Below are 25,544 nucleotides of genomic sequence, written 5' to 3'. Positions count from 1 at the left end.
GCCCCGTGCTCGTAGGCGGTGCCGACCGTGCTGGCCGCCAGGTCGACGGAGGCGCCGCGGGCGAGGTCGCCGCGCACACGGTCGAGGAAGCGTTCCGCGTCGATCCTGCGCCCGCGGTACGCCGTCGCCACATCCCGGTAGAACGAGTCGCCGTAGGGCCGCGCCTCGGGCAACGTAGCTTTGGGTTAGGCGGCGGCTCGGGCTCGGGCTCCCTCTCGATCGGGCTCTTCGGCTTCCCTGGGTGCTCGACCCGTGAGTCGGGGTCCTGGGCTCGCGTCATGTCGGCCACCCAGTGCTTCGCCTTTGCCCCGAAGGTTGTTGCGTAGTACGACGCGGCGGTCCCCAGGTCGGGACCGTCAAGCAGGTTCTCAGCGCGGTCCGGGCCGAGGTAGGGCACCTTGGCATCGTCCTGCTCCCCGATCGCCAGCGAGTGGGGATCGCGTGGACGATGTCGTCGTCATCGATCCGTAGTGGCAGCACTCGTCGCTCTCGCCGAGCTCGTCTTGTCCACGACGCTGCTCTGGCGCAGATGGGGTTGACCCGCCAGGTGCTCGGCGCGGCTGACGGGAGCGACGCTCATTCGCCGGCGTCGTAACGATCGGGGGTGACGAGGCTCCAGTTGCCGCCGACCCGCTGGATCACCGCAGGGACCAGGCCGTAGGGATCGGGTGTGATGGCGTTCACGAAGTCGATGAGTTCGATGCGAGTCGGTACGAGGTGCACGAGCACGAAGTCGTCGCCCTCGGGGCCTGCGGGGAAGAACGCCCGAAGCTCCTCGTCCCACCGCGCCAGGCGTTCGGGCAGGTCGCTGACCACTGTGGCCTCGCACCGCATCGTCACGGTCGCGAAGGCACGGGGGTCGTCGACTGCGACGGTGGCGAGGCCGGTGTCGCGTACCTCGGCTACCTTGCGGGAACGAGGGCTGGTGCCCACCCACAGGTCGAGGTCGTCGTCGCCGCGAAGTGGTTGCACCTGCCGGGCGTTCACAACGCCCGCGCCTGCTGACGTGCACAAGAAGACGTAGGGCCGAGATCGCAGGATCTCGCACGCGCGAGCGAGCAGCACGTCAGGGGTCATCGGCGGCATCCTGTCGAGAGGAACACCGTGCCGGCAAGCGTGAGGCAAGCGGGTGAGTGCAGCGCACGGTCCCAGCGGCGGAACTCCGGCGTCGCCGATGTGTTGCAGAGCGTGCTTTCGACGAGGTCGCGTGCGCCGCGGACGGCGAGCACGGCGGCCAACATGTCGTGCGCCAGCTTGATGGGACCAGCCGGGCCCATGGGGGATGTGGCGCCAGCAATCACCGTTGCGACTGCGCCGGCGAGCAGGCCGGTCACCGCGATCGTTGCTGGCGTGCTCAGAGAGCGCGGCGAGGCGACCACGAGCCCGGCCAGCGTCTCGCGGTCGCTTGCAGGAAACGACCAACCGGCCGTCGAGACTGCATGCAGCACCGCGGCAGCCCCCAACCGGCCGCCGGCAAGCGAGGTTGCCGGCGCAATGCCTCGAAGACAGGTTCATCGACGTGGAGTGGATTCTCCAGTTCTCCTCGTTCTGGGCCGGCAACGACTACCTCGGCGGCGGCGGCGGGTTCGACCAGATCTGGGGTGGCCCCGGCACCGACTACGTCGAACAGGGCGAGGTCGACTCGGGCGAGGTGAGGGACTTCGCGCGCGGCCCGCCCGACTTCGACGTCGCCGTCCCCTGAGCGTCACGCCGCCGGCCATGAGCCACTCGGGGAGTGGTGTCCAGGTGTGACCCTGCCCAGAGCGGGCACGTCGCCCCACGCGGGCGCACAGGTACCGGAGAAGGTCGCGTAGACCAGCCCGGGTTTCCCCCCGGGTTTCGCGGCCGCGCGCGCAGCCCAACCCCCTGCCGGCTTCCGCCCCCCATGGCCGCGAGGTCGGAACTCCCTAACCCGGCTCGGTCCTCAATCGGTCCTCAGCAGCCCGGGAATCGGGTTGACCGGGCGGGAACGACCGGGAACCATCGGTGCAGGTCACGGGCGGTGTCCGTCTATGGTCGCAGGTCACAGGAGCGCCCGAATCGCTACTGGAAGGACTGACGGGGGAGACCGATGACCGAGACCCGCACTGGCATGACCATCCCGTTCGGCGGCGTGCCCCTGCACGCCCAGCGCGAGTGGATCGAGGAGCTCGTCGACCTCGGCTACACCGACGTCTGGTCGTCCGAGGCCGACGGCGCCGACGCGTTCACGCCCCTCGCGCTGGCCTCGGTGTGGGCGCCCAGCCTGCGTTTGGGCTGCGCCATCGTGCCGGCCTACACCCGTGGCCCCGCGCTGCTGGCCCAGAGCGTCGCCTCGCTGGCCGATGCCGCTCCCGGCCGCTTCGCGTTCGGCATCGGCACGTCGTCCGACGTGATCGTCGGCCGCTGGAACGGGATCCCCTTCGAGAAGCCCTACCAGCGCGTGCGCGACACGGTGCGGTTCCTCAAGGCCGCGCTCGGCGGGGAGAAGGTCACCGAGGACTACGAGACGTTCTCGGTGAAGGGCTTCCGCCTCGGCGTGCGTCCCGAGCAGCCGCCGGCGATCCTGATCGGGGCCCTGCGGCCGGGCATGCTGCGGCTCGCCGGTCGCGAGGGCGACGGCGCCATCATCAACTGGCTCTCGGCCGACGACGTGGCCACGGTCGCGCCGTACGTCCACGAGGGCGGCCCGGGCAAGGAGATCGTGGCCCGCATCTTCGTGTGCCCGTCGGACGACGCCGACACCGTGCGCCAGATGGGCCGGTTCGCGATCGCGGCCTACCTGAACGTGCCCGTCTACGCGGCGTTCCACGACTGGCTGGGGCGCGGCGAGGTGCTGCGGCCGATGTGGGAGGCGTGGCGGGCCGGCGACCGCAAGGCGGCGCTGGCCGCGATCCCCGACGAGGTCGTCGACGAGCTGATCGTGCACGGCTCGCCGGCGGCGTGCCGGGCCCACGTGCAGCGCTACTTCGACAACGGCGTCACCACCGCCGCGCTCGCGGTCATGCCCTTCGGGGTCGACCTGCGCCAGGCGGTGCGCGACCTGGCGCCCGCCGCGGGCTGACGGGCGGCCCCGGAGCCTTCCCCGGCGGGCCGCCGGCGGGCACACTGGGGCGGTGCCGACGATCCTGCGGGGCCGCATCGCCCTGGTGCTCGCGTTCGCAGTGCTGTTGATCCCCGTCTTCCAGTCGTCGCTCCGCGGGCTCACCCACGTGCTCACCTGCTCCGAGCAGGTCGCCCAGCCGTTCACCGTGCAGATCGCGGCCGACGGCTCGGCCACGATCCTGAGCTCCGCCACCATCACCCCCGGCCAGGACGAGGGCGTGTGCGGCGGCCTGGTGCTCACCATGGGGGTCCAGGCCGACGATCCCGGCGCCGTCGAGGTGATCCTGCCGATCACCAACACCACCGACGACACGTGGCGGGGCACCGTGGGGCTCGACATCGGCGCCACGTCCCTGCCGGTGTCCATCGGCGAGATCGGCCCCGGGGAGACCAGGGAGGACCGCATCCGCGTCCGCTTCGACGAGGGCACCCACGAGCTGCAGGGCTCGGTGCTCATCGGCCCGTGACGGGCCGGCGCCTACGCTGACCCCCGTGCCCGACGGCCCGCCCGACCGCAAGCCCCTGAGCTACGAGGCCACCCGCCGGCTCCTGCTGGCCGCGGGCCTGCTCGTGCTGGGCGTGGTCGTGCTCGTCACGTGGGCCCGCCGGGTGGAGCCGGCCGAGGTGCTGGCGGTCGTGCTGTTCGTCCCGATCTTCATCGCGTTCGTGTTCGGCGGCCTGACCGGTGGGCTCGTCTCCGCCGCGATCGCCAGCGTCGTCTACCTCCTGGCTCGTCGGAGCGCCATCGATGCCGTCGGCTTCGCCACCTTCGCCTCGTTGATCCTCTCCCGCACCGCTGCCTTCTTCACGTTCGGCGCCGTCGGGGGCTGGGCTGTGAGCACCCTCCGGCACTCGATCGTCAAGCTCGACCTCTACGACGACGTCGACGACGTCACCGGCCTGGGCAACGCCCGCTTCCTCGTGGAGGAGCTCGACCTGGAGGCGGCCAGGGCCCAGCGCTACGAGTCGGTGTTCTCGGTGGCGGTCGTCACCGTGCCCGGCGCGGCACTGGCGTCGCTCTCCCGGCGGCACCGGCGGAGCGTGCTCGGCGAGACGGGGGCGCTCATCCGGGCCAACGTCCGCGCCGTCGATCGGCCCGTCCACGGGGTCGACGGCGACGACCACCTGTTCGCGGTCGTCCTCCCCGAGACGGCCGCCGACGGTGCGCGGGTCTTCACGAGCCGGTTCGCGCAGGCCCTCGGCGACGTGCTGGCCGAGCGCGGGGTGCATCTCGCGGTGGCCGACCTGGCGGCCCGCTTCGTCACCGTCCCCGGCAACGAGGGCGGGTTGTCGGCGCTCCGCGAGGCCTTCGCGGCCATCGACGCGCGGGAGCACCCCGAGGCGCCGCCGACCACGGCGCAGCCGCTCCGGGCGCGCGCCGAGGGCTCTCCCCCGGCGGCGCCCGGAACCGGAACCGGAACCGGAACCGGTCCCGGAACCGACGCCACGTAGCGGACGATCCCGACAGTCGCGCTGCTACGGTGCCGGCTTCGGCCGCGTGGCGGGCGACGGGGGAGGCGTCGAGCCAGTGGCGAGCCCGACCCACCCAGCAACCGGGGAGGCAGCATGCTCAACCGACGCAGCGTCTTGGTGCGGACGACTGTCCTGGGGTTGGCCGCTGGCCCGGTGGTGCTGATCGGGCTGCCGGCCGTGGCGACCGCGACCTCCGGCCCCACCGCGGTGGCCAGGGCGGAGGCACCTGCACCGCCCTCAGGGGCCAGCGCGGTGCTCCTGGGCTCGGACGTGCTCGTGCGCTGGGACCCGAGCCCGTCCGACGACGTGGTCGCCTACGACGTGTTCCGCGACGGCGTGCTCATCGCCACCGTCCAGGGCACCAGCTACCTCGACGTGGATCCACCCGAGGGCCTGAAGCACGTCTACGAGATCGTCGCCGTCACTGGCGACGGCCAGCGATCGGCGCCCGTCGTGGCCGTGGTCTCGGGGCCCTTCGGCGGTGACGGCGGACCGGCCCTGCTCGGGCCGACGTCCCTGCCGCCCTTCGTGAACGACGTGCCGCCCACGCCGCCGCCCTACCCACCGCCTCCCGTGGCCCTCGTGCCGCCCACGCCGCCGGCGCCCGGGGGCGGGTGCAGCCTCGTGATCTTCGGGTCGGGCACCGTCAACGGGCAGAACTGCGGTCAGGCCATCACCGGTGGCCTCTTCAGCAGCGACACGATCTTCGGCCAGGGCGGGAACGACGTGATCCTGGGGCTCGGGGGCAACGACACGATCCTCGGGCAGGACGGGAACGACACCATCCTCGGCGGGGTCGGCAACGACAAGGTCTTCGGCGGCCCCGACAACGACGACCTCGAGGGCGATCTGCTGGTGGGTGTGTTCATCCCCGGCGACGACTACCTCGACGGCGGTGACGGCAACGACGACCTGAACGGCCAGGGCGGCAACGACGTCCTGCTCGGCGGGCCTGGCGACGACGTGATCGACGGTGCCGCCGGCAACGACCAGGCCACCGGCGGTGACGGCAACGACACCCTCAACGGCGGGTCGGGCAGCGACAACCTCTACGGCGATGCCGGCAACGACACGCTGAACGGCGGGTCGGGCAACGACAACCTCGTCGGCGGCGACGGCGACGACGCCATGAACGGCGGCACCGGCAACGACACCGGCTGGGGCGGTGAGGGCAACGACACGATGGTCGGCGGCGGGGCCACCGCCGGCGACACCTTCTACGGCGAGAACGGCGATGACACCTTCGTCGGGAACGTCGGCATCCCGGACGTGTTCTGGGGCGGTGGCGGCTACGACACGTTCGTGAACTGGGAGTCCACCCTGGACATGACCGACGGGTTCGTGGAGAACTTCATCCCGGCCCCCTGAGACCAGGAATGCGGTCCCGGGCCCCGGTCGCCGTCGTGACCGGGCCCCGGTCGCGTCCTGGCCGGGCTCGGTGCGCAGATGGTCGCTGGGCGACCACGGGCGCACCAGGCTCCCCGGCCGGGCCGGGATCCCCGCGGTGCCGGCGCCTGATCGCTCACTCCGAGCGCAGCACCTCGGCCACGTCGACGCTCACGCTCCGACGGGCGGCCAGCACGCCGAGCACGGCGCTGACGCCGATCAGGCCCACCGCCACCGCCAGCAGCGAGAGCGGGCTGGGTCCCGGCGCGAAGCCCGGTCCCTGGCCCACGTCCTCGCTCACGGTGTCGAGCAGCGAGCCGGACAGCGCCGTGCCGACCGGGATGCCCACCAGCGCAGCGAGGAGGGCGAGCAGGCCTGCCCCGACGGCCACGCCCACGAGCAGCTGGCCCGGGGTGAACCCCACCGTCTTGAGCACGCCCAGCTCCCGGGTGCGCTCCCGGAGGCCGAGCAGGGTGACGGACACCAGGTTCACCAGACCGACGGCGCCCACCAGCAGGCTGAGGAGCGCGACCGTCGCCCGGAAGGCGTCGAGGTCGCCCAGGTCGGTCTCCTGCACCTCGACGCGGACCCGATCGCCGAACCGGTCGGTGAGGGCGTCAGCCACCGTCACCGGGTCAACGCCGTCCTCGACCCGGACGAGCACCCCGCCGGGGGCGGCGCCCGGCTCGGCCAGCCGCAGCGCGTCGAGGGTGATCTGGGCGATCTCGCCGCTGTCCTCGGTCTCGGCGTACCAGCCGACCACGGTCAGATCGAGGGTGGTGCCACCGACCTCGAGGGGCAGGGGATCGCCCACCTCGAGGCCGAGCCGCTCGAGCAGGCCGTAGCCCACGATCGCCTCGTCGGGAGCGGCGATCATCCGGCCGTCGCCGATCACGAAGCCGGAACCGGCCAGATCACCGGCGAGGGCGCGGGCCTGGAAGGTCTGGTCACCCAGCGAGCTCCGGCGTGAGGTCGCGGTGAACCAGGTGGCCACGCCCGGCACGTCGTCGAGCGCGGCGGAGACCTCCTCGGCCGTGACCTGCTCGGGCGCCACCTCGATGTCGACGGGGTCGCCCAGCAGCGCCGGGTCGGCCGCGAAGGCGTCGGCGGTGCGCTCGAGGCCGACGGTGAACACGAGCGAGATCACCGTGACGGCGAGGGCGGCCACGGTGAGCGTGGTGCGCAGCGGGCGAGCCAGCGTGTCCTTCACCCCCATCGCCACCGACGGGCCGAGCCGGAGGCGGCCGGCGAGGGCGGCGAGGCGAGACGCCCCCGCCCGCCGGGGGGCGGTGCCCCGCACGATGGCCTGGGCTGCGGGGATCCGCCCGGCCCGGATCGCCGGGACGAGCGTGGCCGCGACCACCAGAGCGAGCACCAGGACCAGGGTCGTCACCAGCGTGTCGAGGGGGAACGAGGGATCGCCCCCGCCGAGCACGGTGGCGATCCGGAGCTGCAACCGGGGGGCGAGCAGCCCACCGGCCGTGAAGCCGAGGAGCACGCCGACGAGCGCCATGGCCAGGTGCTCGCCCAGCACTAGGCCGGCGAGCGCGCGGGGTGTGAACCCGACCGCCTTCAGCATGCCCAGCTCGCGGGTGCGGGCCAGCACGCGGCTGCTCACCGACGTGGCCACCACCAGGCCGGCGGCGATCAGGAGGAAGGTGCCGGCGACGGCGAGGAACGCGGCGAAGAACGCGTTGGTGGTGAGGGCGTCGTCGCGGGTGTCGAAGCGGTCGAGCACGTTCAGCACGTCGTCGCCGAGCCTGGCCTGGGTGGCGGCCTCGTAGGCGCCCACCTGGGACGGGTCGACGAGCCGGAGGTTCAGCAGCGTGGCGGTCCGCTCACCGCCGGGGTCCAACGTCGCCAGATCGGCAGGCGCGACCCACATCGTCGACGAACCGCACTGGGGGTAGAAGCAGTCGAGCAGGTCGACGGCGGTGCCCACCACCGTGAGGTCGAGGCTCCCGCCGGCGGGTCCGTCGACCAGGACGACGTCGCCGTCGCCGATCCCCAGGTCGAGCGCGGTGGCCCGGTCGAGCACCGCTTCGTCGGTGGCGCCGCCGGCGAGCCAGCGACCCGAGGCGAGCAGTGGCGTCGCGACCTCCGGCGGCTCGCCGCCGGCGGCGCGAACGTCGAGCTCGAGGGGGTCGGAGCCGGGGATCACGAGCAGGCCGGTGGTGATCGCGATCGGCTCGCCGGCCTCGGCCACGGCCGGGTCGGCGGCCACGTCGTCGAGCGGCGCCCCGGCCCGCAGGAACCACGAGACGTCGGCGCCGTTGGCCCGGGCGACGGCGCCGTCCCACTGGGCCTCGGCACCGCGCTGCTGACCCAGGCCGGCCACCACGGCGGTGGCGGCCACGGCCACCACCAGCACGAACAGCACGCTGGCGAGGGGACGGCCGGCCACGTCGCGCCGGGCCAGGCGCCACAGGGACCGCACCGCTCAACCTCCCGGTGGGGCCGGGGTGAGCAGCCCGGCCAGCGCCCGCCCCAGGTCGTCGCCGGCCGCCGGCCGCAGCTCGCGCTCGATGCGGCCGTCCTCCATGGCGAGCACCCGGTCGGCGGCGGCCGCCACCCGCTCGTCGTGGGTCACCAGCACGATCGTCTGGCCGCCGGCGTGCTCGTCGCGGAGCAGGGCCAGCACGTCGCGGGCCGAGGCGGTGTCGAGGTTGCCGGTGGGCTCGTCGGCGAGGAGCAGGGGAGGGTGGTTGGCGAGGGCACGGGCCAGGGCGACCCGCTGCTGCTGGCCGCCGGAGAGCTGGCTCGGCACCTTGCGGTGCTGATCGCCCAGGCCGAGGCGCTCGAGCAGGGCGGCGCGCCGTTCCCGCGCCTCGGCCGGCGCTGCGCCCACCAGCAGCATCGGCAGCTCGATGTTGTCGGCGACCGTCAGGTTCGCGACCAGGTTGAAGAACTGGAACACGTAGCCCACCGAGCGGCGCCGCAGCACCGCCCGCCTGGCCTCGGAGAGGCGGTCCATGCGCTGGCCGGTCACCTCCACCTCGCCTGCCGTCGGGGTGTCGAGGCCGCCGATCAGGTGGAGCAGGGTCGACTTGCCGCACCCGCTCGGGCCCATGATCGCGACCAGCTCTCCGGGCGCCACCGTCAGGTCGACCCCGGCCAGGGCGAGGGTGCCGTCCTCGGCGCCCTCGTAGCGCTTGGTCACACCCCGGCAGACGACCATCGCCTCGGGCGGCCCGCTCATGGCTCGACCGTACGCCCGTGATCCTCGATGGTCACGGGCCGAAGGACCCGCCGGCGGGCCCGGCCGACGCAGCGCCGCGCCGCCCGCGGCGCTAGCGTGCGCGCAGGCCGGGGGGTGCCGCCGGCGCCCGCGACGGGGGTCACGGGCGACGTGCCGCCAGGCGGCGGCACCGGGCCCCGGGCGAGGGGGAGAGCATGCGCGATCACCGGCGGGGGCGTCACTGGGCGCGGCGCGTGGTACCGGTCCTGCTCGCGCTCGGCCTGGTGGCCGCGGCGTGCGGTGGCGACGACGACGATGCCGCTCCCCCCACCACCGCGGGGGGCGAGGAGACCACCGTCACCGAGCTCGAACCCCGGCAGGGGGGCAGCATCGTGGTGGGGATCGAGGCCGACACGGCCACGCCCTGGACGCCCGCCGAGTCGACGTGCGCGGTGTCGTGCACCGTGGTGATGCGAGCCGTCTACGACCCCCTCCTGGCGCTGGGCGAGGACGGGAAGATGCACCCGATGCTCGCCGAGTCGGCGACGCCGAACGACGACTTCACGGTCTGGACGATCACGGTGCGCGAGGGCGTGCAGTTCCACGACGGCACGCCCCTCGACGGGGCCGCGGTGGTCGAGAACCTCCAGCGCTACCGGAACAGCTTCCTCACCGGCAAGGGTCTGCTCGACGTGCAGGACGTGGCCGTGTCGTCCGACGACCCCATGACGGTGGTCGTCACCCTGAAGCGCCCGTGGGTCACCTTCGACTACTACCTGGGTGGCTACGTGGCCTCGCCCACCTGGCTGGCCGCGACCGACGCCGACCCCACCCTCGAGACGAAGCCGGTCGGCACGGGGCCCTTCGTGTACGAGGACTACCGCGTCGGCCAGTACTTCCGTGCCACGCGCAACCCGGGCTACTGGCGGGAGGGCCTGCCCTACCTCGACGCCATCGAGTACCGGATCATCCCCGATGCCCTCACCCGTGCCCGCGCCCTGGCCGGCGGCGACATCGACATGTTCCACACCACGAACGGCGAGACCATCGCCGATCTCCGCGAGTCCGGCGACACGCCCTTCGTGGAGCAGACGAGGTACGCCGAGACGAGCTACCTGCTGCTGAACGTCACCCAGCCGCCCCTCGACGACGCGAGCGTGCGCTGCGCCCTCGGTGCCGCCATCGACAACGCCTCGATCCGGGAGTCGATCGGGGCAGGCGTCGGCGAGCTGGCCAACGGGCCGTTCTCCCCCGATCAGCTCGGCTACCTGGAGGACTCCGGCTACCCCGCCTTCGACCCAGAGGCGGCCCGGGCGGCGATCGAGGCCTACGAGGCCGCGAACGGCCCGGTCGTCGTCGATTACACCACGACCAACGACGCCACGAACCTGCTCATCGCCCAAGCGGTGCAGCAGATGTGGGCCGACATCGGCGTCGACACCACCATCGCCCAGCTGGAGCAGGGGCAGTTCATCGTGGCCGCCCTCAACGGCAACTTCCAGGTGTTCTCGTGGCGCAGCCACGGGGGCCCCGATCCCGACCAGCAACGGGTGTGGTGGAACTCGGAGACCGCCCTGCCGGTCGGCCAGCTGGCCCTGAACTTCGGTCGCATCACCGACCCGGTCATCGACGAGAACCTGGACATCCTCCGGGAGGACCCGGATCCCGAGGCCCGCCAGGCCGCCGCCGAGGCCGTCAACCGGCAGTTCGGCGAGCAGTGCTACGACCTCTGGGGCTCGTGGACCGTGTGGGCGATCCCGCACGGCGAGCAGGTGCAGGGCATCGAGACCTACGAGCTGCCCGACGGCTCGCTGGCCCAGCCGGGCAGCGGGTCGTTCTGGCCGGCCGGCATCTGGCTGTCGTCGTAGCGGCGCAGACGCACCTGAACCGCCGGTAGGGTCCGCCGTGGTGAGCGGCAGGCCGGTGGTCGACCCGTGGCGCCCCGTGCGTTGGGCGCTGCTCGGCGGGCTCGGGGTCGTCTTCGTGTGGTCGTTCTGGCGCAACGGCCTGCCTGTCGCCCGCCTGGCCGTGCTCGGGTGGGTGGCGGCGGCCTTCGTGGTCGGCAACGTCGGGCGGCCGCTCCGGCGCCAGCTGGTGATGGCCGGCGACCTGGCGCTGTACGCGGCCATGTGGCTGGCCTACGACCTGAGCCGGGGGATGGCCGATGTGGCCGGCTTCCCCCTGCAGGTCGAGGCGCCCCGCAACATCGACCGCGCCCTGCTGCTCGGCATCGACCCCAACGTGTGGTTGCAGGAGCGCTTCTACGACGCCGCGCACGTCCGCTGGTACGACGTCGTCGGCTCGCTCGTGTACATGAGCCACTTCTTCCTGCCCGTGGCCGCGTCGGTCTACCTGTGGATCCGCTACCGGGCGGAGTGGGTGCGGTTCATGCGCCGGTTCGCGACGGTGCTCGCCCTGGGCGTGGCGCTGTACGTGATCGTGCCGACCGCGCCGCCGTGGATGGCGTCGAGCCCCCGCTACCCCTACCGCATCCTCGAGCCCCTGGCCCGTCCCACCGGGCGGGGCTGGGGCGAGCTCGGCCTGTCCACGGTGAGCCGGTCGCTGCTGCACGGCCAGCAGTGGGCGAACCCCACCGCGGCCATGCCGTCCCTCCACGCCGCCCTCGCGCTGTTCGTCGTGGTCTTCTTCTGGCCCAAGGTGCACTCTCGGTGGCTCCACGCCCTGATGGCGGCGTTCCCCGTGGCCATGGCGCTCACGCTGGTGTACTTCGCCGAGCACTACGTGATCGACATCCTCGTCGGCTGGCTGTGCGTGGCGCTGTCGTTCTGGGGATGGGGGTGGTGGGAGCGGCGTCGAGCGCTCCGGGCGGTCGCTCGGGCCGACGAGGCGGCCGGGCCGGGCGAGCGGGATGCCGTCGCCGAGCCCTCCACCGCCTGAGCGTCGGGGCTACTCGGCCAGGCCCACCGGCTCGCCGTCGAGGATCTGGTCGAGGTACTCCGAGAGGCCGTAGCCCACCCGCTCGTCGTCGATGGTCCAACGGGTCATGCCCTCGCTGATCCGGGTGACGAGCTGGTTGCCCTCGGGGTCCTGGCGGCGGTTGCGGAGCGGGATGAGGTTGAGCACGTCGCCGGTGAAGCGCCACTCCTTGCCCGAACGCGACGACCGCAGCACGCCGACGATGCTCTGGTGGTACTTGTCGTCGCCCTCGTAGGTGGTGCGGACCTCGACGTCGTCGCACAGGTGGAGCCGGCCGTCCTCCCACACGAACCCGCCTCGCGTCCCGGGTCCGTCGCGGCGGGCGACCCGGCTGGCCATGAACCCGAAGTCGGGCCCGGCGTTCGCGGTGAGCCACCGGTAGTACCAGGGGGCCTGCCAGTACCGCGGGCCCCAGGAGTGGTCGCGCAGCCCGAAGCCGTCGACCTGCCACTCCTCGTCACCCACGCGGATGACGCCAATCCCGGCCACGAGCTGCTCGTAGTGGCCACGGGCGAACTCCTCGCCGGGGGCCTCGTGGCGCTCCTCGGGCTCGCCGCCGAACATGGAGTCGCGGCCCTGGCCCGTGAAGGTGAGCCGCACCTCGCACTCGGCATAGGGGTTCTCGGTGAACGCCCGCTTGGGATCGGCCATGGCCTTGGGGTCGTCGAGCACGACCACCTTGCCCTGGTAGGAGACGGTGAGCTCCTCGAAGGGCCGCACGACCTCCCAGCGCATGCCGCCGGCGTCGAGGGCGTCGTTGCTGGTGATGGCGGGCCGCTTGAACATGAAGCCGACACGACCGTCGGGGAGGTAGAGGCACACCGTCATCTCCGCCGTGCCCTCGTTGGCCCGGTTGCCCATCCGGAACCAGCCGCCGAGCTGGGCGGCGGGGTCGAAGAGGTTGATGTACATGCTCTCGTTGAAGTTGGGCTCGGGGCCCAGCTCGTGCATGTACTCGTCGTGTGGTTCGAGGCGGACACCCATGGGGCGGACTGTACTGTCGGCCGCCGACCGACGCTCCGGCGACGGCGGCGCGATCCGGATCAGCGGGCGCCGATGCCCCCGCCGCCGCCGCCCCCGCCGCCACCTCCGGAGAAGCCCCCGCCTCCGAAGCCGCTGCCGCTCGACTTCGGCGTGGACGCGACGGCGACGGCGTGGCCGAACGACTGGGCGAACGAGCCGACCTCCCCGATCGACGAGAGGCGGTCGAACCCGCCGGCCGACGAGACGACGTACCAGGTGGCGAACGTCGACGCCCCCGACGCCACCTCGGGCACCCGCAGGGCGAGGCCGCGCATCAGGTCGTCCGACACGCCCAGGGCCACCGCGTAGACCAGGTACCGCTCGTACAGCACGAGGTCGCCCGCCGGCGACTCGTCGAGCCGCGAGAAGTCCTTGACGAACCGGCGGAACGCGCCCCACTGCGCGGCGCGGCGGGCGCCCGCGGGGGTGCGCTGGCGGAGCAGGGGAGAGCACAGCAGCAGGAGCACGCCTACGGCGATGGCCACCCACCCCAGCGCCGCGCCCGACGCGACGGCCCAGACCCCCAGGGCCCCCACCGCGAAGGCGCCGAGGGCGGCCAGGGCTACGAGGCCGCCGCGGCTGCGGACGTAGCCGCGGGCCTTGTAGTCGCGCGTCACCGCGCCCTTCCAGGCGGTCCAGAGGCGCTGCGCGGTCGAGACCTCCTCGCGGGCCCAGGTGGTGAGCGCGTCCTGGCTGGTCTCGGCCGATCCCCGGAAGACCAGGTCGAGGGTCTGGCGCTCGAAGTCGAGCAGCCCGGAGGTGTCGGCCTTCCCGGTTCGGCGGAAGTGCCAGTCGACCTTGTCCGGCCCGAGGCGCTCGTCGCGCTGCTCCTCGATGGTGAGGTGGCCCCGCTGGGCCAGGTCGACCACCGTGGCGCCGAACGCGGTGGCGGGGACCTGCCCCCACTCGCGCAGGGCGACCACCACCGCGGGCGGGTCGTCGAGCGGCTCCCGCCAGTACTCGCCGATGTCGTCGCCCGGCTCCGGCTCCTTGCCGTAGCGGAGCCACAGCAGCCCGAAGCCGGCGAGGGCGAGCAGGGCGACCACGGGCGCGGCCACGTTCAGCCGGTCGCGGCGGCGTGCCTCGGCCTCGGCCTGGCGCAGGGCCTCGTCGCGGAGGCGGTTGGCCTCCTCGGCGTAGGCGCCCTCCTCGGCGAGGATGTCGGGCAGGAGCGCCCCGCTGGTGGGCGGGGCCGTGAACGCGCTCGAGGGCACCGCCACCCGGCCCTCGACGAAGACCCCCGGCGGCACGTTCCGGTCGCGCCAGGTGACGACCGGGCCGTCGATGGCCACCACGCCCGTGAGCGACCCGTGCCCCCAGGCCCGCACCCCCTCGCCGGTGCCCGGGACCGTGATGGTCACGTCCACCTCGCCGATCGTCGGGTGGGTCTCGCCGACCCACTTCCAGTAGAGCTCGGCGACGTCGGTGCCGATGGGAGCGCCCAGCACCGTGTAGGTGATGTCGTAGGTGTGGGTGCCGTCGTCGACGGGGCCGAGGGCCCACTCGAACGAGCCCGGATCGGGGTCGAGCACCTCGAGCGGCTCGCCGTTGGGGAGGCTCGCCGCCATGTCGACCACCCGGTAGGGCGGCTGCGAGGGGATGGGGCGGGTGCCGACCGAGAAGGAGCCGTCGAAGTCGTAGGTGATGCGCTCGCGGACGTCGAGCGAACCGTCCGGGTTCCAGGTGGCGGTGATCTCGACCCGGTCGATGGAGAAGCTCTTGGCCCACGCCGGCCCGGCCAGCAGCAGCAGCGAGCCGATGGCGACGAGGAGCGCGACGACACCACGGGAAGCCGGCCGCGGTCGGCGGGAGCGGGCCGTCACCACAGCGTCAGCTGCTCCTCGCGGCCCGCTCGCCGCACGAGGGGCTCCCACCGCGGGGCCCCGCGGCGGCCGCGGGTGCGCACCTCGAGGCGCTCCGGGGGCAGCGACCGGGCGGCCCCGTCGAGGTCGTGCACGGTGACGCTGCCGTCCTTCTCGAGGCCGGCGACGACGCCCTCGTGCCAGTGGCCGCCGGCGCGCCGGCGGAACCGCACCACCTCGCCCGGCCGCAGCCCCAGGTCGAGCGCGGTCACGCCTCGCCCGCCTCGGCCCGCACCCGGGCCTGCAGCCGGCGCATCCCGCTCAGCCAGCGGTCGTAGTCGCCGGTCTTGCGCTGGAGGTAGGTCAGCACCTCGGGGTGGGGGAGGATCAGGAAGCGCTCCTCGGCCAGGCCGGCGACCACGACGTCGGCCACGTCGTCGGGCTCGAGCACCTGGCCGGCACCGATCACGGTGGCGCTGGCGGCCGAGCCGATGTCGCCCACGAGCATCTGGGTGCGGACCCCCTGCGGGCACAGGCACGACACCCGCAACCCTTGGTCGCCGTAGGTGATGGCCAGCCACTCGGCGAAGGCGACGGTGGCGTGCTTGGTGACGGCATAGGGCGCCGACCCGATCTGGGTCAGCAGGCCGGCGGCCGACGCCGTCGCCAGGAAGTAGCCCTCGCCCCGGGCGAGCCAGCCCGGGAGCAGGACGCGGGCGGCCCGCACGTGGGCCATCACGTTCACCTCCCAGATCCGCTGCCAGTCGTCGTCGGGGGTCTCGGGCCCTGCGCCCAGCCCGATGCCGGCGTTGGCGCAGAACAGGTCGATGGGCCCGAAGGCCGTCTCGGTGCGCTCGACCGCGCCGACGAGCTCGGCCTCGACGGCCACGTTGGCGGCCAGGGCGAGGGCCCGGCCGCCGGCCGCCGTGATGTCGGACGCCGTGGCCTCGGCGCCGACCGCGTCGCGATCGACGACGGCGACGCCGCGTGCCCCCTCGGCGGCGATGCGGCGGGCGAGGGCCCGCCCGATGCCGTTGCCCCCACCGGTGACGACCACGACCTTGTCGGCGAGCTCCATGGCCCGGATGGTAGGGCGGTGCGGCCCGTCCCGACGTGACGGCCGCCGGGCTCAGCCCTCGTCGATGGCAGCGCGGAGGGTGGCCTCGGTGACGGCGAGGCGGTCGGGCCCCCAGGGCAGGGGCATGAGGATCGGGTGCTCCACACCCGCCTCCACGTACGACCGGACGGTGGCGCGCACGTGGGCGGCGTCGCCCATCACGTCGATGGCGTCGACCATGCGGTCGGACACCGCGGCGACCGCAGCCTCCCGGTCGCCCGCACGGTGGCGCTCGCGGATCTCGGCGACCTCGTCGCCGAACCCGGCCTGCTCGAAGCTCCTGGCGTAGGCGTCGACCACCGCGTACGAGAAGAGGTCGCGGCGCGCCGCCTCGATGCCGTCGGCCCGGTCGGCCACCACGCCGGCGTGGACGTAGGCGTAGATCGTGGCCGGGCCGCCCTCGCGCACCCGCTCCACGCACCACGGCACGTGCGACGCCGGGAGGTAGTTGAGCACGACGCCGTCGGCCACCTCGCCGGCCAGGCGCAGCATGCGCTCGTTGAGGGCGCCAACCACCACCTTGGGCCGTCGCTCGCCCAGGCGGACCCCGAGCCGGAACCGGCTGACCTCGTAGAAGTCGCCCGAGAACGACACCGACTCGCCGGACAGGCACTGCTTGAGGAGGGTGACGTACTCCCGCACCCGGGCGAGGGGACGGCTTCCGTAGGGCGCGCCGTGCCACCTGCCGGTGACGACCGGCGACGAGATCCCGACGCCCAGCAGGATGTCCCGATCGGGGTGGAGGGCCTGCAGGGTGGCCCCGGCCATGGCCACGAGGGGCGGCGTGCGCAGCTGCAGGGCGATGACGCCGGTTCCGAGGTCGAGGGCCGGTGCGGCCCCGCCGACGGCGGCGAGCAGCGAGAAGGCCTCGGCGCCGACGGTCTCGGCGGTCCAGAACGAGCGGTAGCCGAGCGCCTCGGCCCGTCGAGCGAGGTCGACGGCGGCGGGCACGCCCAGCGCGCCGAGGCTGGCGACGGTCAGACCGAGGGGGGCGGTGGTGGCGTCCATGGGGCGGTCACCCTAGGGCCCCGGGGCCGGCCGGCGTCGGGCCGGAGGTCAGATCGTCGACAGCGTGCCGATGCGTCGTTGACACAGGGCGGGGGTACCGTGGTCGTTGCGGGATCCTCCCGCAGCGGCCATGCCGCCTCCGGCGCTGGGAGTGTCGATGACCGAGTCGCGTGAGCTCCAGATGATCACCGAGGCCCTCGCGGTGATCGACCGCGGGCTGGGCGAGCTGGTCCATCGCGAGCTGGTGTCGACCGACGAGGTCGCCGATCTCCTCCTCGACGTCCGGATGGTGCTCGCCGCGGCCGATCGCGAGCCCGAGGTCTCGGCCACCGCCAGCTGATCCCCCGGCGGTCCCCACCGGCCCCACCGGCCGGTCAGCCGGCGGCCGCGATCAGCTCGGCGAAGGCCCCCTCCAGGAGGTCGCGGAGCAGCTCGGGCTCGGCGACCGCCGCCGTGTCGATGTTCACCCCCAGGTCGAGTTGGCCCGCGTACGACATGAGGGTGACGTTGAAGGCGGTCCCGCCCGTGGGCCCGATCGCGTAGTTGGCCAGGATCCGGGCTCCGGCGATGTAGAGGTCGAACGGTGCGGCCCGCACGTTGGACGTGGCGAAGTCGACGGTGGAGACCTGCTGGCGAGCCAGCCCCACCAGCACCGGTGTGGGCAGCAGGTTGACCACCGCGGCCAGCGTGTCCACCGCTCCGAGCTGGCGGGACGCCCGCACCGACCCCATCCGATCGCGGATCACGTCGAAGGTGGCCCGGGGCTCCGGCAGGTCGGTGGGGACGAGCAGGCGGCCGAGGGAGAAGGCGTTGCCGCCCACCGACCTGGTCGTCCGGGTGCTCAGGGCCACCGACGCCCGGAGGTCGCGCACCGGGGCGTCGAGCCGCTGGTGGTACGCACCGGCGGCACGGGCCGCAGCCGCCACGAACAGGTCGTTGAGGGTGCCGCCCATGGCCTTCGCCGCGGCCCGGGCGTCGTCGAAGGGAACCTGGAGCACCTCGACCCGCCGCCGGAGCGAGCGGTCGGTCCACAGGGGGGAGTGGGCTCGCTCGGTCACCGCCAGCTGGCGCAGCAGGCTCTGGGCGTTGGCGACCGCGTCGATGCCCGCGGCGGGGAGGTCGCCCGGCCTGCGGAGGGCGCCCAGCGCACCGCGTGCCATGGCCAGCGGGAGCTTGACCGTGCCCGCCACGACCTCGGCCAGACCACCGAGCCGGGCGGGGGCGGGGGCGAGGTCAGGGCCGGCCTCCAGCGGCGGGGGGTCCGGGGCCTCACGGTCGAGGTCGAGGAACTCGGCCGAGATGCGGATGCCGCCTTCGCCGTCGGTGACGGTGTGGTGCATCTTCTGCACGAGGGCCGCCTGCCCGCCGACGAGCCCCTCGACCACGACGAACTCCCAGAGCGGGCGGGTGCGGTCGATCGGGTCGGCGAGCACCAGCGCGGCGTGGTCGAGCACCTCGCGGGGGCCCGCCGGGGGCGGCAGCGACACCCGGCGCACGTGGAAGTCGAGGTCGAAGTCGGGATCGTCCTCCCAGGCGGGGGGGATGAACCGCCCGAAGGCGGGGGCGACCCGCTGGCGGAGGCGGGGCACCACCGCCACCGCCCGGGCCATCCGCCGCTTGAACCGCTCGAGGTCGGGCGCGGCGTCGAGGAACGTGACGCTGGCGAACGAGGAGGACAGGAACGGGTCCTTCTCCAGGTGCCACATCAGGGCCTCGGCCTCGGTCATCCGACGCTCGAACTCGTAGGGCCGGTCCCGCACGGGCGCACCTTAGGCCGTCCCCTGCCGGTCGGCCCACGGCGCCCTCAGCGCGGCAGCGCCGTCACCGCTGCAGGGAGGTGTGCTTGAACTCGTTGAGCTCGACCCAGCCGTCGAGGAGGTCGAGCACGTGCTCGACGGACCGGCGCGCCCGCTGGGCGTCACCGGCGGGCCGGTCCATGAGCCGGACGAAGGCGGCCCGGTCACCCGACAGGAACGTCGGCACCCCCCAAACGTCGTGGCTGGCGACGACCTCCTCGTGCTCCTTGCGGATCGTCTCGAGCGGCGCGCCGGTGGCGACCTCGGCGAGGACCGCGTCGGCGTCCACCCCGCTGGCCTCGAGCACGTCACGCACCACGGCCTGGTCGCGGAGGTGGCGACCCTGGTCGTGGCGGGCCGCGAACAGCGCGGCGTGCACCGCCGGGAACCGGCCAGGGTGCTGGTCGCGGACCACCACGCCGGCCTGCAGGGCGAGCAGGCCCGTGTCGGTCTCCGGCCGCTCCCACACCGCGGGCTCCCCCTCGGCCACATGGACCTGGCCCAGCGAGAAGGGCACGAAGCGGACCTCCCACTCGGCCCCGTCGGCGAGGGCCGCGAGCACGTGCTCGTGGGCGTTGCGGGCGAACGGGCAGCGGTAGTCCCACGTCACGGCGAAGCGGAGGCTCATGACCCGCTGGAACCTCGTGCGGGCGCCGGAGATTCCCCGGCTGCGACCGGGGGCTACGGCGGGCCGTTCGTGACCCAACGGCGGGCCAGGGCGCCGAGCACCAGGCCGACGGCCGCGCCGCCCACGACGTCGGAGGCGTGGTGGATGCGGACGTACGCCCGGCTCGTGCCCACCAGCCCGGCCAGCCCGAACAGGGCCGGGGCGGTCCGGGGGCGGCCGGCGCTGAGGATCGTGGCCGCGAAGAAAGCGGCGCTGGCGTGCCCGCTGGGGAAGCTGCTGGTGCTGGGTCGGCGGAGGTGGTGGGGCCGATGGCCGTCGTGCCGGGGCCGGCCCCGCTCGAAGAGCCGCTTGACGCCCTGGTTGACCAGGAGGGACTCCGCGCCGAGGGCGATCGCGAACCGCACCGAGCGGCGGGCCGCCGGCGCCGAGCGCAACCCCTCGGCCGCGCCGATGAGGTGCCACAGGAGGCTGAAGTCGGCCAGCTCCGAGGCCGCGTACAGCACCCGGTCGGCGACCGGGTGCCCCCGCAGCGGGTCGAGGGCGGTGTCGGCCTGCCGGTCGAAGGCTGCGACCCGGGCCCGGAGGCCGCTCGCCAGCTCGAGCGAGGTGGGGCCGGCCGGGGCATCCACCAGCGGATCAGCCACCGACGACGGCGAGGTGACGAGCGGCGGCCGGATCGCCGCCCTGGGCCGGGCAGTAGGCGCGGAAGGCGCAGTAGTCGCACAGCGGCCCGGGCTTCGGGCGGAAGTCGTCGGCCGCGCAGGCCCGCTCGACCGCGGTCCACACCGCACCGACCCGCTTCACCAGGCCCGTGGTGGACTGCTCGGTGGGGGTGGCCGAGATGGTGACGCCGTCGCCGAGGTAGAGCAGCTGCACCCGCGCCGGACGCCGCCCGAGCACCCGTTCGCACAGCACGGCGTAGAACTGGACGCCGCCCAGGCGCCCCCGCTCGTGTTGCACCGACGGTGACCGCCCCGTCTTGTAGTCGGTGACGACCAGCTCGCCGGCTCCGTCGAGCTCGAGCCGGTCGATGATCCCGCGGAGGCGCACGCCCCCCACCTCGGTCTCGAGCATCAGCTCCAGCCCGATCGCCTGCACGGCCCGGGGGTCCTCGAGCGCGAAGTACCGGCGGACGAGGTCCGCGCACTCGGCCCGCAGGGCGTCCTCCCCGGCGGCGTCGAGCCCGAGGCCGGCCCACTCGTCGGTCGCGGCCACCTCCTCGACGGCGCGGTCGAGGTGGGCCAGGGCCGCGTCGACCGTGCGCGCCTCGGGCGGGCCGGCGTGGAGCAGCTCGAGGGCGCGGTGCACGAGGGTGCCGCGCACCGCGAACGGCGAGGGGGGCTCGGGCAGCCGGTCGATCACCGAGTACCGGAAGGCCAGCGCGCAGCTGGTGAACGACTCGACCTTCGACGGCGACAGCGTGCTCGGGAGGGGCAACCCCATGGACCCGACCCTACGCCCGGGGTGTGTCACCGACGGGGAGCAGCCCACCGCGGGCGATCCGGCGGCGCTCATGCCCCCGCCGCCCGCGCGAAGAAGCCGGCCACCTCGGCCGCGATGGCGGCCGGGTCCTCCAGCGGGCCGAAGTGCCCGAGGTCGTCGTGGCGGGCGAGGCGGGCGCCGGGGATCCGCTCGGCGAGCAGCGGCGCGAACGCCGCGGGGCCACCGGCGGCGTCGCTCCCCGTCGCGATCGTGACGGGGCAGCCGATCTCGGGCAATCGCGCGTAGGCGCCGTGGGCGGAACCCATCGTGTAGACGCGCGCCTCGTGCTCGCCTCGGCACTTGAGTCGGACGGTGCCGTCGGGCTGCTCGGCGAAGCCGTGGTCGACGTAGGCGCGCAGGGCGGCCGGGTGGAGCGCCGAGAGCGGCGGCTTCGAGGCGTAGTTCTCGTAGGCCGCGTCGGCGGAGGGGAACACCTCGCGGCGCCGGCGGGCACCCTGGGCGAGGGGGTTCTCGGTCATCGGCCCGGGCGGCGCGTCGCCCGGGAACACGATCGGCTCGTAGCAGTAGATCGCGCGGAACAGGCCGGGGCGATCCTCCTCGGCGAGCAGCAGGGCGGCGCCGCCCTTCGAGTGGCCGACCGCCAGCGGTCGGTCGAGGCCGAGGCCGTCGATCACGGCCAGCACGTCGTCGGCGAAGCCGTGCCAGTCGAACAGGTGATCGTCCGGGGCGACGGAGTCGCCGTGCCCCCGGAAGTCGAGCGACCAGCAGCGGTACCGGTCGGTCAGGTGCCCGGCCAGTGGCGCCCAGACCAGCCCATGGAAGCCAGTCGCATGGGCGAAGACGACGGGCGGTCCGTCGCCCCCGAGGTCGTGGACGGCGACCTCGACGCCGTCGGTGGAGGGGAGTCGTCGCACTCCGTCATCCTGGCATCGGCGGCGTCGGCCAGCGCACCGGCGATCCGGGTCAGCGCGGGGCCGTCGAGGATGACGGGGCCGCCGAGCACCACCCGGTGCACCATGGCGGGCGTGACGGCCAGGGCCCGGCCGGCTGGTCCGCCCTGACGGCCGACGAGGATCACGTCGACGAAGGGGACCGTGCCCGTGCGGTCGGCCAGCCGGGCCCGCAGGCGAGCAGCGAGCCGGCGCAGGCGGTCGGCCTCGGGCTCGGGGGCCGCGTCGGTCTCGGCCAGGAGGAACAGCCCGGTGGGCCCGGCCACGACGTGGGCGCCATCGACGGGCACGGTGACGTACTCCTCGGGCAGCGACCCGATGAGACGGGCGAGATCGGGCGTGCGGCGGCCGGCCACGGGGGTTCAGGTCGGCCGGGTCGCCACCGAGTTGAGCGTGGGCGGGCACGGCTAGCCTGCCGCCACCCGGCTCTCGCCCCACGGAGGAGTCCATGGCCACCGTCGACGAGAATGCCGTGCTCGCCGCCAACCGGGCCTTCTACGAGGCCTTCGAGGCCGCCGACCTCGACGCCATGAGCGACGTGTGGGAGCACAGCGATCGGGTCACCTGTACCCATCCGGGCTGGGCGACGCTGCGGGGGTGGGGGAGCGTCGCGGCCTCGTGGTACGCCATCTTCCAGGGTCCCGAGCGGCTCCAGTTCATCCTCACCGGCGAGCGGTGCGAGGTGGTGGGCGACGTGGCCTGGGTGACGGCCGACGAGAACCTGCTGGGCGGCCGGGTGGGCGGCACCGTCGCCGCCCTGAACCTGTTCGAGCGGGACGCCGGCCGGTGGCGCCTGGTGGTGCACCACGGGAGCCCGGTGTCGCCGCCCCCGGCCCGGGGCGGGTAGCGACCCGTTACGGTCAGCGCCGGCGGCGCCGAGCCAGCCCGAGGCCGGAGGCGCCGAGCACGCCGCCGATCACGATCGGCACCATGCACCCCGGCCCGTTGAGGCGGAACTCGCGGTTGCGTCCGCCCGCGGGCGGCTTCGCCTTCGGCGTGTCGGGATCCGGTGTCGCCGGGGCGGGCTGGTCGTCCTTGGCCATGGGCCATGCTCGCGCGACCCCCGGGGTCGTGCCGGGGTCTCGCCGGGGTCGTGCGGGGGTCGTGCGGGCTCGGTCCGGGTCGTGCCGGGTCGTGCCGGGTCGTGCCCGCTCGGTCCGGGTCGGTCCGGGTCGTGCGGGGTCTCGCCGGGTCGACGGTACGCTCCGGTGGTGATCCGCCGAGTGCTCCCCCTCGTCCTCGCCGTCGTCCTGCTCGCCGCCGCCTGCTCCGAGGGAGGGGCCGACGAGGACGGCACCGACGTCTCCCCCGACACCGCGGCCGAGGCGGCCACCTCCACCACCGTCGCGGCCACACCCGACGGCCTCGAGGCCCCCACCGGGGCGGCCTTCTACCAGCCGCCCGACCCGCTCCCCCCGGGCGAGCCCGGCGAGGTCATCTGGGCCCAGCCCCTGCCTGCCCCCGTCGAGGGCTCCTCGGCGTGGAAGGTCCTCTACCACTCGCGGTCGATCGACGGCGACGACATCGCCGTGTCCGGCGTGGTCGTCGCCCCCGGCGGCAACCCCCCCACCGGGGGCTGGCCGGTCGTCACCTGGGCGCACGGCACCACGGGCGTGGCCGACGCCTGCGCCCCGTCGCTGGACGGCACGGCCGAGGTCCCGTCCGTGGAGCGGCTGCTCGAGGCCGGCTACGTGGTGGCCGCCACCGACTACGAGGGGCTCGGCACGCCCGGGACCCATCCCTACCTGGTGGGCGTGAGCGAGGGGCGGGGCGTCCTCGACGCCGCCCGAGCGGCCGCGGAGCTGTCCACCGGTGCAGGCACCAGCACGCTGATCTGGGGCTACTCGCAGGGCGGCCACGCCGCCATGTGGGCCGCGCAGCTCGCGCCCGACTACGCCCCCGAGCTCGACGTGCTGGGCGTGGTCGGCGGCGCACCGCCCTCCGACTTCACCGGGTTCGGCCCCCTCATGAGCATCCCGTCGGTGGCCGGCTTCGGCGCCATGATCGGGTACGCGTGGGACGCCACCTACCCGGGCACCGACCTCGAGGCGCTGCTCACGCCGGAGGCCGACGCACTCCTCCCGGCGATGGAGGAGCAGTGTGTGGCCGAGATCATCGACACGTTCGCCGGCTTGCCCCAGACCTGGGCCGGCGACCCCTTCGTCACCGATCCCTGGCCGTCGCTGCTCGCCGAGAACAGCCTCGGCGCCTCGCCGGTCGAGGTCCCTGTCCTCGTGACGCAGGGCGATCAGGACGCCATCGTGCCGTTCGCCTTCACCGAGGCCTACGTCCAGGAGCTGTGCACGCAGGGGGCCGACGTGCAGCTCAACGTGTACCCGGGCGCCGACCACGGGCAGGCCTTCGTCGACTCGTTGGACGACGTGCTGGTGTGGCTCGACGCGCGTGCCGCGGGCGAGCCCACGGCGCCCACCTGCGGGGGTTGAGGGCAGCCGCGCTCAGCCCTTGGGCTCCCTGGGCAGGCCCAGCAGGCGCTCCCCGATGATGTTGCGCTGCACCTGGCTGCTGCCGCCCGCGATGCGCGCGCCGGGCGCGGCCAGCAGGCCGAGGGCGTCGGGCCCGTCGAGCTGTGCAGCCGCGCCGGCCAGGTCGGCCTGAAGCAGGGCGCTGTCGAAGACGAGCTCGGTGATGCCGAGCTTCATGAGCGATCCGGCCGTCGACGCCACCGGCCCCTGACGCCGGCCCAGCGCCTCGAGGGAGTGGCCGCGGGTCAACAGGGCGGCCAGGCGCTGGCGGGACACGGGGTCGAGGGGCTCGCCGCCCTCCCGTCGACCCATGGCCGCCATCGATTCCAGGCGCCGTTCGAGCCCGATCACCGAGGCACCGATGTGCCCGCGCTCGTTGGTGAGGGTGGCCATGCCCACCAGCCACCCGTCGTTCTCCGGGCCGATCAGGGCGTCGGCGGGCAGCCGCACGTCGGTGAGGAACACCTCGTCGAACTCGGCCTCGCCCGTCATCTGGCGCAGCGGGCGCACATCCACGCCGGGGAGGTGCATGTCGAGGAGGAAGAACGAGATGCCCTTGTGCTTGGGGAGCGATGGGTCGGTGCGGGCCAGCAGGATGCCCCAGTCGCTGTAGCGGCCACCGCTGCACCACACCTTCTGTCCGTCGACCACCCAGGTGTCGCCGTCGCGCTCGGCCCGGGTGGAGAGCGAGGCCAGGTCGCTGCCCGCGCCGGGCTCGCTGAACAGCTGGCACCACACCTGCTCGGCGGCGAGGGTCGCCCGGAGGTGGCGGCGCCGGTGCTCGTCGGTCCCGAAGGCGAGGATCACCCCGCCGGCCAGCACGATGCCCACCATGTTGATGAACGGGGGCACGCCGGCCAGCGCGCACTCCTCGATCCAGGCCGCGGTGTGCGCCGGGGTCAGCGCGCGGCCGCCGTGCTCCACCGGCCAGTGGGTGCCCGCCCAGCCCTCGGCGAACAGCAGCCGCTGCCACGCCACGCCCTGCGCGAACAGGTCGGGCGGCAGGATGGCGCCGTAGTCGCGCGGCGCCCCGGCCCGGTTGGCCGCGAGCCAGCCGCGTGCCGCCTGCCGGAAGGTCTCGACATCCATGGCGTGCTCCTCCGTGATCGGCCGGCGGCCGGGTGGCCACGTCGTCGGCCCGCCATCCTGCTCGGCGCGCACCCGCCATCGGTGCACGGTGGCGCGTCGGCCGCCGCGGGCTCACACTGACCGGTGGCAGCCGAAGGCAGCGGGGAG

At 74.1% G+C, this 25,544-nt stretch carries 26 protein-coding genes; 10 read left to right on the top strand and 16 right to left on the bottom strand.

The genetic code is table 11. The features are described from left to right. Positions 1–576: 576 nt before the first annotated feature. Both IPM45_05735 and IPM45_05730 read right to left on the bottom strand, forming a co-directional pair. Positions 577–1,086, bottom strand: coding sequence for a pyridoxamine 5'-phosphate oxidase family protein (locus tag IPM45_05735; GenBank protein ID MBK9179066.1), 510 nt, complete (start codon positions 1,084–1,086; stop codon positions 577–579). Continuing rightward, positions 1,074–1,448, bottom strand: a complete 375-nt coding sequence (locus IPM45_05730; protein ID MBK9179065.1) for a DUF3995 domain-containing protein — start codon at positions 1,446–1,448, stop codon at positions 1,074–1,076. The genes IPM45_05735 and IPM45_05730 overlap by 13 nt, the downstream gene beginning before the upstream one ends. Positions 1,449–1,519: 71 nt before the next feature. On the opposite strand from IPM45_05730, the gene IPM45_05725 reads away from it, so the two are divergent. From IPM45_05725 to IPM45_05705, 5 genes are all read left to right on the top strand, one after another. After that, positions 1,520–1,702, top strand: coding sequence for a hypothetical protein (locus tag IPM45_05725; GenBank protein ID MBK9179064.1), 183 nt, complete (start codon positions 1,520–1,522; stop codon positions 1,700–1,702). A gap of 369 nt (positions 1,703–2,071) precedes the next feature. Beyond that, positions 2,072–3,043, top strand: coding sequence for an LLM class F420-dependent oxidoreductase (locus tag IPM45_05720; GenBank protein MBK9179063.1), 972 nt, complete (start codon positions 2,072–2,074; stop codon positions 3,041–3,043). 52 nt (positions 3,044–3,095) lie between these two features. Then, a complete protein-coding gene (locus IPM45_05715) occupies positions 3,096–3,551 on the top strand; it encodes a hypothetical protein (protein ID MBK9179062.1) in 456 nt (151 codons plus the stop codon). 25 nt (positions 3,552–3,576) lie between these two features. Further along, positions 3,577–4,536, top strand: coding sequence for a GGDEF domain-containing protein (locus IPM45_05710; GenBank protein MBK9179061.1), 960 nt, complete (start codon positions 3,577–3,579; stop codon positions 4,534–4,536). Between the two features lie 114 nt (positions 4,537–4,650). Beyond that, positions 4,651–5,925, top strand: coding sequence for a hypothetical protein (locus IPM45_05705; GenBank protein MBK9179060.1), 1,275 nt, complete (start codon positions 4,651–4,653; stop codon positions 5,923–5,925). Positions 5,926–6,079: 154 nt separating this feature from the next. Here the strand turns inward: IPM45_05705 and IPM45_05700 are convergent, their stop codons facing one another. Further along, the gene (locus IPM45_05700; GenBank protein MBK9179059.1) at positions 6,080–8,380 is read right to left on the bottom strand and encodes an ABC transporter permease; all 2,301 of its coding nucleotides are present in this window, start codon (positions 8,378–8,380) and stop codon (positions 6,080–6,082) included. Between the two features lie 3 nt (positions 8,381–8,383). Further along, entirely contained in the window at positions 8,384–9,121 is a 738-nt protein-coding gene (locus IPM45_05695; GenBank protein MBK9179058.1) for an ABC transporter ATP-binding protein, read from the bottom strand. 215 nt (positions 9,122–9,336) lie between these two features. Here IPM45_05695 and IPM45_05690 point away from each other — a divergent pair, with 215 nt between their 5' ends. Together IPM45_05690 and IPM45_05685 are read left to right on the top strand one after the other, a co-directional pair. Beyond that, positions 9,337–10,989 (top strand): ABC transporter substrate-binding protein, encoded by a 1,653-nt coding sequence (locus IPM45_05690; protein ID MBK9179057.1) that lies wholly within the window; start codon positions 9,337–9,339, stop codon positions 10,987–10,989. A 40-nt stretch (positions 10,990–11,029) separates the two neighbouring features. Then, complete coding sequence (locus IPM45_05685; GenBank protein ID MBK9179056.1) at positions 11,030–12,019, top strand: phosphatase PAP2 family protein; 990 nt, start codon at positions 11,030–11,032, stop codon at positions 12,017–12,019. Between the two features lie 9 nt (positions 12,020–12,028). On the opposite strand, the gene IPM45_05680 is transcribed toward IPM45_05685, so the two are convergent. The 5 genes from IPM45_05680 to IPM45_05660 are packed head-to-tail and all read right to left on the bottom strand — an operon-like array spanning position 12,029 to position 17,008. After that, positions 12,029–13,042, bottom strand: coding sequence for a hypothetical protein (locus IPM45_05680; protein MBK9179055.1), 1,014 nt, complete (start codon positions 13,040–13,042; stop codon positions 12,029–12,031). Between the two features lie 59 nt (positions 13,043–13,101). After that, on the bottom strand, positions 13,102–14,904 hold the full coding sequence (locus tag IPM45_05675; protein ID MBK9179054.1) for a DUF2207 domain-containing protein: 1,803 nt from the start codon (positions 14,902–14,904) through the stop codon (positions 13,102–13,104). Next, positions 14,901–15,155, bottom strand: a complete 255-nt coding sequence (locus IPM45_05670; GenBank protein ID MBK9179053.1) for a hypothetical protein — start codon at positions 15,153–15,155, stop codon at positions 14,901–14,903. Before IPM45_05670 ends, IPM45_05675 begins: the two co-directional genes overlap by 4 nt. Next, a complete protein-coding gene (locus IPM45_05665; GenBank protein ID MBK9179052.1) occupies positions 15,152–15,961 on the bottom strand; it encodes an SDR family oxidoreductase in 810 nt (269 codons plus the stop codon). Before IPM45_05665 ends, IPM45_05670 begins: the two co-directional genes overlap by 4 nt. A 51-nt stretch (positions 15,962–16,012) precedes the next feature. After that, positions 16,013–17,008 carry an LLM class F420-dependent oxidoreductase gene (locus IPM45_05660; GenBank protein ID MBK9179051.1) on the bottom strand — a complete coding sequence of 332 codons (996 nt, stop codon included), beginning with the start codon at positions 17,006–17,008 and terminating at the stop codon, positions 16,013–16,015. Positions 17,009–17,165: 157 nt separating this feature from the next. Here IPM45_05660 and IPM45_05655 point away from each other — a divergent pair, with 157 nt between their 5' ends. Further along, positions 17,166–17,348: a hypothetical protein gene (locus IPM45_05655; GenBank protein MBK9179050.1), complete on the top strand. Its 183-nt coding sequence runs from the start codon at positions 17,166–17,168 to the stop codon at positions 17,346–17,348. Positions 17,349–17,382: 34 nt separating this feature from the next. Here IPM45_05655 and IPM45_05650 read toward each other — a convergent pair whose 3' ends face one another. From IPM45_05650 to IPM45_05630, 5 genes are all read right to left on the bottom strand, one after another. Then, a complete protein-coding gene (locus tag IPM45_05650) occupies positions 17,383–18,768 on the bottom strand; it encodes a DUF1298 domain-containing protein (protein MBK9179049.1) in 1,386 nt (461 codons plus the stop codon). Between the two features lie 61 nt (positions 18,769–18,829). After that, the gene (locus IPM45_05645; protein ID MBK9179048.1) at positions 18,830–19,432 is read right to left on the bottom strand and encodes a DsbA family protein; all 603 of its coding nucleotides are present in this window, start codon (positions 19,430–19,432) and stop codon (positions 18,830–18,832) included. A 53-nt stretch (positions 19,433–19,485) separates the two neighbouring features. Next, positions 19,486–20,076 carry a phosphatase PAP2 family protein gene (locus IPM45_05640; protein ID MBK9179047.1) on the bottom strand — a complete coding sequence of 197 codons (591 nt, stop codon included), beginning with the start codon at positions 20,074–20,076 and terminating at the stop codon, positions 19,486–19,488. Then, positions 20,069–20,875, bottom strand: a complete 807-nt coding sequence (locus tag IPM45_05635) for a PD-(D/E)XK nuclease family protein (protein ID MBK9179046.1) — start codon at positions 20,873–20,875, stop codon at positions 20,069–20,071. Before IPM45_05635 ends, IPM45_05640 begins: the two co-directional genes overlap by 8 nt. Before the next feature lie 68 nt (positions 20,876–20,943). After that, positions 20,944–21,789: an alpha/beta hydrolase gene (locus tag IPM45_05630; GenBank protein MBK9179045.1), complete on the bottom strand. Its 846-nt coding sequence runs from the start codon at positions 21,787–21,789 to the stop codon at positions 20,944–20,946. Between the two features lie 484 nt (positions 21,790–22,273). Here IPM45_05630 and IPM45_05625 point away from each other — a divergent pair, with 484 nt between their 5' ends. Further along, a complete protein-coding gene (locus IPM45_05625; GenBank protein MBK9179044.1) occupies positions 22,274–22,672 on the top strand; it encodes a nuclear transport factor 2 family protein in 399 nt (132 codons plus the stop codon). A 13-nt stretch (positions 22,673–22,685) separates the two neighbouring features. Here IPM45_05625 and IPM45_05620 read toward each other — a convergent pair whose 3' ends face one another. Next, positions 22,686–22,868, bottom strand: a complete 183-nt coding sequence (locus tag IPM45_05620) for a hypothetical protein (protein MBK9179043.1) — start codon at positions 22,866–22,868, stop codon at positions 22,686–22,688. 168 nt (positions 22,869–23,036) lie between these two features. Between IPM45_05620 and IPM45_05615 the strand changes: the two genes are divergently transcribed. Further along, positions 23,037–24,269 (top strand): prolyl oligopeptidase family serine peptidase, encoded by a 1,233-nt coding sequence (locus IPM45_05615; GenBank protein ID MBK9179042.1) that lies wholly within the window; start codon positions 23,037–23,039, stop codon positions 24,267–24,269. Between the two features lie 12 nt (positions 24,270–24,281). Here the strand turns inward: IPM45_05615 and IPM45_05610 are convergent, their stop codons facing one another. Next, positions 24,282–25,397: an acyl-CoA dehydrogenase family protein gene (locus IPM45_05610; protein ID MBK9179041.1), complete on the bottom strand. Its 1,116-nt coding sequence runs from the start codon at positions 25,395–25,397 to the stop codon at positions 24,282–24,284. Between the last annotated feature and the right edge of the window lie 147 nt (positions 25,398–25,544).

It is taken from the genome of Acidimicrobiales bacterium, assembly GCA_016716005.1.
GTDB lineage: Bacteria > Actinomycetota > Acidimicrobiia > Acidimicrobiales > JADJXE01 > JADJXE01.
This window is presented reverse-complemented; position numbering and strand designations above follow the sequence as displayed.